This is a genomic window from Thermosulfurimonas sp. (genome assembly GCF_015491435.1).
Classification (GTDB): Bacteria; Desulfobacterota; Thermodesulfobacteria; order Thermodesulfobacteriales; family Thermodesulfobacteriaceae; genus Thermosulfurimonas_A.
In genome coordinates, this window is the sequence record NZ_WFVX01000197.1 from 1 (window position 1) to 7,710 (window position 7,710).

The 7,710-nt window shown below is 58.8% G+C and carries 8 protein-coding genes and 1 pseudogene; 1 reads left to right on the forward strand and 8 read right to left on the reverse strand.

The features are described from left to right. Positions 1-749 (forward strand): annotated as a pseudogene (locus F8J34_RS09125) (hypothetical protein); the annotation flags it as partial. Here the strand turns inward: F8J34_RS09125 and rsmI are convergent. The 8 genes from rsmI to F8J34_RS09165 form a co-directional block, all read right to left on the reverse strand. After that, positions 746-1,603: a 16S rRNA (cytidine(1402)-2'-O)-methyltransferase gene (rsmI, locus tag F8J34_RS09130; RefSeq protein ID WP_297058654.1), complete on the reverse strand. Its 858-nt coding sequence runs from the start codon at positions 1,601-1,603 to the stop codon at positions 746-748. The pseudogene F8J34_RS09125 and the gene rsmI sit on opposite strands and share 4 nt — an antisense overlap. Further along, the gene (locus F8J34_RS09135; RefSeq protein WP_297058656.1) at positions 1,578-2,159 is read right to left on the reverse strand and encodes a CDP-alcohol phosphatidyltransferase family protein; all 582 of its coding nucleotides are present in this window, start codon (positions 2,157-2,159) and stop codon (positions 1,578-1,580) included. The genes rsmI and F8J34_RS09135 overlap by 26 nt, the downstream gene beginning before the upstream one ends. A 26-nt stretch (positions 2,160-2,185) precedes the next feature. Beyond that, positions 2,186-3,700: a YifB family Mg chelatase-like AAA ATPase gene (locus F8J34_RS09140; RefSeq protein WP_297058660.1), complete on the reverse strand. Its 1,515-nt coding sequence runs from the start codon at positions 3,698-3,700 to the stop codon at positions 2,186-2,188. A gap of 78 nt (positions 3,701-3,778) precedes the next feature. Next, positions 3,779-4,135 carry an ATP synthase F0 subunit C gene (gene atpE / locus F8J34_RS09145; RefSeq protein WP_297058663.1) on the reverse strand — a complete coding sequence of 119 codons (357 nt, stop codon included), beginning with the start codon at positions 4,133-4,135 and terminating at the stop codon, positions 3,779-3,781. Positions 4,136-4,219: 84 nt separating this feature from the next. After that, entirely contained in the window at positions 4,220-4,999 is a 780-nt protein-coding gene (gene atpB, locus F8J34_RS09150) for a F0F1 ATP synthase subunit A (RefSeq protein ID WP_297058664.1), read from the reverse strand. 12 nt (positions 5,000-5,011) lie between these two features. Next, positions 5,012-5,425: an ATP synthase subunit I gene (locus tag F8J34_RS09155; RefSeq protein ID WP_297058669.1), complete on the reverse strand. Its 414-nt coding sequence runs from the start codon at positions 5,423-5,425 to the stop codon at positions 5,012-5,014. Beyond that, positions 5,422-5,664: an AtpZ/AtpI family protein gene (locus F8J34_RS09160; RefSeq protein ID WP_297058672.1), complete on the reverse strand. Its 243-nt coding sequence runs from the start codon at positions 5,662-5,664 to the stop codon at positions 5,422-5,424. Before F8J34_RS09160 ends, F8J34_RS09155 begins: the two co-directional genes overlap by 4 nt. Positions 5,665-5,782: 118 nt before the next feature. Continuing rightward, positions 5,783-7,710, reverse strand: a 1,928-nt coding sequence (locus tag F8J34_RS09165) for an acyl-CoA dehydratase activase-related protein (protein WP_297058675.1), incomplete at its 5' end; no start/stop codon positions are given.

Here is a 7,710-nt window from a genome sequence, read left to right on the forward strand (position 1 = left end):
GAACGGATCGCACCATCTGGGGCGGAGAGGTCCTTCGGCTTGAGGGGCCGCGCTTCCAGCGTCTGGCTCACCTTCGCCCCTTCGAACTTCCCGGGGGCGAGGCCGCCGAGCGTGAACCCTGGCGGGTGGCCCTGGCCCTGCTGCTCAAACTCTTTGCCCCTGATGAGGCCCGAAGAATCCTCCTTTCCCGGGTGCCGGAGCTTTCCGCGGAAAAGATCCGGCTGGTGGAGATACAGCTTGCCCGGGGCCTCAATGTTCCGCGCACCTCAAGTGCCGGAAGGCTCTTTGAGGCCCTGGCGGTGATCCTGGGCTGCGGCTCGGTCAATTCCTACGAGGGGGAACTGGCCTTAAGGCTTGAAAGCCTGTCCGCGGAGGCCGAGAAGGAAAGGGATGCCGGATACCTCGTGGAATTCGATCCCTCCTCCGGAACGATCTCCCCGGAGGCCTTCCTCGCCGCGGCCCTCCGGGATCTCAAGCGAGGGGTTCCCCGGGAGCTTATTGCCCGGAGGTTCCATCTGGGGCTGGCCCGGACCCTCTCCCGGGCTGCGGCAGAGCTTTCGGGTCTTGACGGGATCCGGGAGGTGGCCCTTTCCGGAGGCTGTTTTCAGAACGCCCTCTTCCTTGAGATGGTAATGAGAGCGCTTTCCGCCCGGGGCCTTAAACCCGTCTTCTCCGAGGAGGTCCCTCCGAACGACGGAGGCCTCTCCTACGGCCAGGTGGTCTGGGGAAGTCTTAAAGAGAGGGGTTAATCCCGCTTGCGGCGCAGGGCCAGGGCATAAAGTTCCTTGGTGGAGAGTCCATAACGTCGGGCCATCTCCTTTACCGCCTCCTTGAGAGGATACCCTTTCCGGCGAAGATCCTCGATCGCGGCAAGGATCTCTTCCATGGAAAGGTCCGGCTCGTTGCTCCGCCCCTCCAAAAGAAGGATATATTCTCCCTTGGGCGCGGTGGTTTCGAAATATTCAGCGGCCTCTCTCAGGGAGAAGCTCCGTACTTCCTCGTGCATCTTGGTAAGTTCATGTCCGAGCACCACGGAACGGTCCCCCAGGATTTCCAGGGCCTCCCGGAGAAAGGTCCTCAAACGATGCGGAGGAACGAAAAACACCATGGGATAGGGGTAATCCCTGAGCTGCTGCAGGAGTTTCTTTCGCTCGGTTTTACGGGCGGGGGAGAATCCCAGGAACATAAAACCTCCGCTTAAATCCTGTCCCGAAACGGAAAGGAAGGTGGTAAGGGCCGATGGACCCGGCACAGGAACCACGGCAAAGGCGGCCTTGCGGACCTCTCGCACCAGCAGGGCTCCGGGATCGGAGATACCCGGAGTCCCGGCCTCAGAAACCAGGGCCACCTTCCATCCCCGTCTCAGGGCCTCCAGGACTTCGGGCACGCGTTGAGCCTCGTTGTCCTTGTAGAAACTGCGCAGCCGTTTTCCAGAGATCTGATAATAAGTCAGGAGTTTCCGGGTAGTGCGGGTATCCTCACAGAGGATCAGATCCGCCTCTTTCAGGACCTCCAGGGCTCGAAGGGTAATATCGCGAAGATTCCCGATGGGGGTGGCCACCACGTAAAGGAGCCCTTTACCCCCGGCTCTGTCGGCGCACATGGAGAATACGTTGCAGGGCCGTAAAATGGGTAAGCAGACTCAAGAGGGCCAGGATCGGGATCAGTCCTCCGAAGACCAGGCCCACGGTAAGAACCAGCAGGCGTTCGAAACGGGTAAAAAGTCCCACCTTACAGGAAAGACCAAGGCCTTCGGCCCGGGCCCGGGTATAACTGACCATAAGGGAACCGGTAAGGGTAAGGAGGCAGAGGATTACCCCCCAGTGGTTTCCGAGGCGGAGAAAATAGTAGGTGAGTCCCAGGAAAAGAGCGATTTCCGCGTAGCGGTCCAGGGTGGAATCCAGGAAGGCCCCGAAGGTGGAAACCTGATTGGTCTTACGGGCCAGCATACCATCCACGGCATCCAGAGGCCCGAAAAGGGCCAACAAAAGCCCCCCCAGGCGCAGATGCCCCAGGGCCAGGATCACCCCGGCAAGGACCACCCCGATAAAACCCGCCACGGAAACCGTAGAAGGATGAACCCGCAGACGGCTCAATAGCCGTACCAGGGGAAGAAAAAAAGGTTCGCTTCGGGCCTTAACTCTTTCGGTGAAGGTCATAAAATTATTTTACCCCCAACTCTTTCTCAGGGCAGGGCCCGATCCAGACTTCGATACTGGATGGCCTCCGAGATATGGCGTACCGAAATACTCTCCGCCTCCTCGAGGTCGGCGATGGTGCGGGCCACCCGGAGAATCCGGTGATAGGCCCGGGCCGAGAGCCCCAGTTTGTCTCCGGCTTTTTCCAACAGCTGACGTCCCTCCCGGTCCGGACGGCACCATTCCTGCACCTCCCGGACGGTGAGGCAGGCATTGGTCTTCCCGGGGACCCCGTAACGTTCCTCCTGACGTTTACGGGCCCGGATTACCCGCCGGCGCACCACCTCCGAGGGTTCCCCCCGCCTTTCGGCCGCAAGTTCCCGGTGATCCACCGCCGGCACCTCCAGCTGGAGATCGATACGATCCAGGAGCGGCCCTGAAAGTCGGGATCGGTAGCGTCTTATTTCCTGAGGGGTGCATCGACAGGGTCGCCGGGGATCCCCGTAATATCCGCAACGACAGGGATTCATGGCGCACACCAGGAGAAAACGCGCCGGGAAGGTAACGCTACCCGTAGCCCGGGTTATGGTAACCCGGCCCTCCTCCAGCGGCTCTCGCAGGGCCTCAAGAGCCCGACGGTTGAACTCCGGAAGCTCGTCCAGAAAAAGCACCCCGTGGTGGGCTAGAGAGATCTCTCCGGGGCGAAGCTGCGCCCCTCCACCGATAAGCCCCACCTCGGAGATGGTATGGTGGGGACTGCGAAAGGGACGCGAAAGAACCAGGGGATGTTCCGGGGGAAGAAGCCCGGCCACACTGTAGATCCGCGTGGTCTCCAGGGCCTCCTCCCAGCTCATCTCCGGCAAGATGGTGGGAAGCCTGCGGGCCAGCATGGTCTTTCCGGCTCCGGGAGGGCCTACCAAGAGCAGATTGTGCCCTCCGGCTGCGGCTATTTCCAGGGCACGACGGGCGGTCTCCTGCCCTACTATATCCGAAAGATCCTCGGAATAGGAATGGGTGGACGGAGAAGGCGGAGATACGGAGGGGATTTCCGCTCGTCCATGGAAATACTCCACCAGCTGCGCCAGATGTTCCGCGGCCAGAACCCGAATCCCGGGAGCCAGGGCCGCTTCGGATCCGTTCTCGCGGGGGACCACCAGGGTCTCGAACCCGAATCTTCCCGCGGCCAGAGCCACCGGAAGCACACCTCGGGTGGCTTTCAAACGACCGTCAAGGGCCAGCTCCCCCAGGAAAAGATGCCTTTCCACGGCCTCCGGGGGAAGGACCCCGGTGGCGGACAGCAGCCCCACGGCCATGGGCAAATCGAAGCCGGATCCCTCTTTTTTGACATCCGCAGGGGAAAGATTGATGGTAATGCGTCGATCGGGATATTCGTAACCGGAATTTTTTATCGCCGCCCGGATCCTCTCCCGGCTTTCCCGCACCGTGCTATCCGGGAGCCCCACGATGGTGGTCCCCGGCAGCCCGAAGGCCAGATCCACCTCCACCTCTACCGGAAAGGCCTCCACCCCGGAAAGGGCAGCGGTAAATACCCGAACCGGCATGTCTTAAGGTTAACTTAAAGGAAAAGGGCCGTGAAGGACTTCCCCCACGGCCCTCAAGGATCGGAATGTACCCCTGCGTTAGCCGCCCAGACCGGCCAGAGCCATGAAGCTTCCGAGCTTGGCGAAGATGAGATAGAAGCCAAGCACCAGGGCATAGAGGGTCAGGGCCTCGATGAAGGCCAGACCCAGAATCATGGTCACGGTAAGCTTTCCGGCCAGTTCCGGATTACGGGCGATACCTTCACAGGCTCCGCGGGTAGCGTGTCCCATGCCCACGCCGCATCCGCTGGCCGCCACTCCTACCCCCAGACAGGCCCCCAGGACCACAGCCCCCAGGAACCCGAAGCCCAGAGAACCGGCTCCACCCTCAGCCGCCAGAGCCAGACTGGCTCCTACCAGAAGGAAAAACACCGTAAGACTCAGTACCTTCTTCATCCTCCCCAACCTCCTTTCAGATTTTTAATATTTTTTTATATCCTTCCCGGGGATACAGGGATGGCCCGCATCCCCCTGCAAGCCTTAATGGGCCTCCTCCACCGCTCCGGCAAAGTAAGCGATGGAAAGAGCTATAAAAATGAGCATCTGCACAAAGGCCACTATCACTCCCAGAAGCAAGATGGGAAGAGGAGCCATATATTTTCCGGCCAGAAAGAGAAGGATGGCCACCAGAAGCTCCTTGGAATACATGTTGGCAAAGAGTCGTACGGAAAGAGAAATGATCCGCCCCAGGTGACTGAAAACCTCGATAAAGAACATCAGCGGAGCCAGCCACTTAATGGGCCCAAAAAAATGTTTGATGTATCCCAGACCATGGAACCAGAAACCCAGAATATGATAATAAACAATGGTTATCAGAGTGAGCCCCAGGGTGACGTTTATATTGGCCGTGGGACAGGCAAACCCCGGAATAAGACTCATAAAATTGGAGACCCCGATAAAGAGGGCAAACATCACGATGAGAGGAAACACCAGCGGAAAGACATCGCGCTTCAGATGTTTGGGGTCCGGCAGATTATCCCGGGTGAAATTGTAAAGGGTCTCGATCACCAGCTCCCAGAAATTCTGAAGCCCGGAGGGAATGAACTCTCCCCGGCGGGCTCCGAGCAGGGCCAAGACCAGGATAAGCAACATGGCCAGGTACCCATAGACCATATGCGGGGCCAGGAAATACTCCAGCTTAAACTGAAATAGACCCCCCACCAGACTGCCCTCCGGATGGGCGTGATAATAGAACTCCTCTCCGGAAGGCAACCCCAGTTTCTGTAAAAGCAAACACAACAAGAAAATAGGTTCTTCCATAAGCCTCCCTCCTTATCTGGCCTGAGCCAATATTTTTCTCATACCCAGTTCCAAAAGGGTCCAGAAAAGCTGGATTACCCCCACCGAAAGCCCCAACGTAAGGGGCACCGGATGGATCAACCGGAAATAAAAGAGGATCCCCAGAAAAAGCCCCACCGCCAGAAGACGCAGATAATACTTGAACAGGAAGGAGCGCAGAATCTTACCGTGCGGCACCCCGGCCAGGGCCCGGGCAGCTATCTCCCGACCATCCCGCTTGAGATACTGGAAAAGCAGCAAACTCAACCCCACCCCCAGGAGCACACTGAAGACCGCCCTGGGTTGCCGAAAAAGAGGAATAGAGATCAACACCAGGAATAGCCCCATCAAAAGGTTTCGAAACTCGAAATCGCGCAGCACCTTTTCCGGAGGCGCGGAAAAATTCATCTTTCTTCCCTGTCTTTATTCATGCGTTTCTGAAAATAAAATACATTCTTTATCCCCCCGGCGGCTCCCAGGGCAAAACCCAGAATGGTGAACCAGGGGGAAGTCTTCCCGTGGAAGATCTTCTCGTCCACCAGCCAGCCGGAAAGGGCCCCGGCCAATACCGCACCCACCATGGCCAGCCCCACGCCCAGGGCCTCGCCTACCAGCTCCCAAAAGTAATCCCATACACCTTTTCCCATTCACGTCCTCTAGCCTTAGCAAAAAAGAAGCACAAAGTCAACCGAAACCAAAACCGATTTTTCCCGAAAAGCCAAAAATCTTCCCTCCCCAAACCCCAATTCCGTGGTTTCGCTCCTTTTATTGTTTCCTGCGAAGAAGGTTTTCCTCAAAGTGCTCCCTTACCTGGTACATGAAGGCCTCGATCCGCATGCGCGTACCCATGGAACGCTGACCGTCGCAGGGCACGGTGAGCACCGGCACATACCCCCGCTCCTCACGCACTCTCTTGAGCATCATGGAGACCACGGTGCCGGGCATACAGGTAAAGGGAATCACGTTGATGATACCGTTCACCCCGTGGCGGAGATAATCCAGGGCCTTGCCCACGGAAAGGATGGCCTCCCCCTCGAATTCATCACTCATGTACTCGCGGGCCAGTCTGATGATCTCCTCCACCGTGGGTTCCTCGGCGGTGCGCAGGAGATCCCGTACCAGGTTCACGAAGCGGTGCTCATCCTCCAGCTGCACCCGGTTCTCAATCACCAGCTTGATCAGGTTTCGCCAGAGACGCATCCGCTTGGCCCAGCGTTTGGAGGTGTAGTTGATGTAATAGAACCACTCGGCGATGGTGGGGAGCCATACTTCGGCTCCCAGAGACTCCAGAACCCGGACTATGTCCTCGTTGGCATAACGGTTGGAACGCACATAAATCTCGCCCACGATCCCCACCACCGGTTTGAGTCCCTTGTCCCTGACCGGAATGCGCACGAATTTTTCCCGAATCTCCGCCATAACCGGCAGGAGATCCTCCCGTGATTCTATGGCTCGCTCCAGCCGTTCCACCGCTTCCCAGTAAACCCGCTCCGTCTCCCCGGGATTCACCTCATAGGGACGGGTCTCGCGCAGGAATTTGTCCAGGAGATCCATGCAGATGAGCCCCTTCCAGGTAAGGCGGGTGAAGTCTCCTCCCACCATGCCCAGGTCCTCGTAAAGCTTCACGTCCTGCTGAGGGGAATAGATCGGGACCTCCGGAAACCCCAGTTCATCCAGGATCTTGCGATGCAGGCGATTGTACTGCCCGAATCGGCAGGGACCGGCTCCGGAGGGCATGAAGAAAGCCACCCGGGAGGGATCGAAGTCCGGGCTCTTTATCAGTTTAATCATGTCTCCGGTGGTCAAAATGGTGGGGTAACATTCCTTACCGCTGGTATAACGGCGTCCGTAAAAGAGGGCCTGGTCGTCGGGTTCGGGAAGGACCTCGGCCTTTACCCCGCAGGCCCGGAAAGCCGCCGCCAGCACCCGGGCATGATCCGCCATATAGGGGATGTACAGGGTGCGTCCGTCGGTGGGACGAATACGGGGCCTGGAGGGGCGCCGCGGCGGAGGGACCGAACGGAATTTCCCCTTGATACTGTCCAGAAAGGCCTCGATGCGGGTAACCACCCCGGCATCGGCGCTGTGTTCGTCGATCTCGATCTGAAGATAGGGTTTCCCGGCCAGGAGCTCCTCGAAGAAATGTTCTATAAAAGAATCCGGACCACAGGAAAAATTGGTGATAAAGACCGGGAAAAGGCGGGGATGTTCCCGGCAGAAATGGGCCGCCAGGAGGATCCTCTGGCCGTAACGCCAGTACATCCCCTCCAGCCCATCCAGGGTCTTCACCCTGTCCAGGGGCAGCATATCCACGGGTATCCCCACCACCCCCAGGCTCCGGATCTTATTGTGAATGGCCAGATTGGCCCCGGGGTCAAAGGCATTGTAGGGCCGCCCCACGATGACCAGGGCCGGCTCGCCGGGGGCAAGGCCCTCCAGGATCTCCTCCCCCCGGGCTCTCAACCAGCGATAAAAGTCCTCCTGCGCCTCCTCGGCCCGGGAAAGGGCCTTTTTCATCTCCGACCAGGAAACCCCCAGCTGCCGCGCCAGCTGGCGGAATTCCTCGCGCAGGAGACCTCCCCCGGTGCCGAAATGAAAGACCGGGCTCAGGAGTTCGGCCCCGTATTCCTCCATTCGTATGGAGGAAGGCAGGGCCCAGGGGAATCCCTGGACATAGGGACAGATCTTCCCGC

Bases quoted from the DNA above. Each gene is read 5' to 3' on its own strand.
- atpE (WP_297058663.1), bottom strand. From the start codon at position 4,135: ATGAAGAAGGTACTGAGTCTTACGGTGTTTTTCCTTCTGGTAGGAGCC.
- atpB (WP_297058664.1), bottom strand. From the start codon at position 4,999: ATGGAAGAACCTATTTTCTTGTTGTGTTTGCTTTTACAGAAACTGGGG.
- F8J34_RS09160 (WP_297058672.1), bottom strand. From the start codon at position 5,664: ATGGGAAAAGGTGTATGGGATTACTTTTGGGAGCTGGTAGGCGAGGCC.
- F8J34_RS09140 (WP_297058660.1), bottom strand. From the start codon at position 3,700: ATGCCGGTTCGGGTATTTACCGCTGCCCTTTCCGGGGTGGAGGCCTTT.
- rsmI (WP_297058654.1), bottom strand. From the start codon at position 1,603: ATGTGCGCCGACAGAGCCGGGGGTAAAGGGCTCCTTTACGTGGTGGCC.
- F8J34_RS09135 (WP_297058656.1), bottom strand. From the start codon at position 2,159: ATGACCTTCACCGAAAGAGTTAAGGCCCGAAGCGAACCTTTTTTTCTT.
- F8J34_RS09155 (WP_297058669.1), bottom strand. From the start codon at position 5,425: ATGAATTTTTCCGCGCCTCCGGAAAAGGTGCTGCGCGATTTCGAGTTT.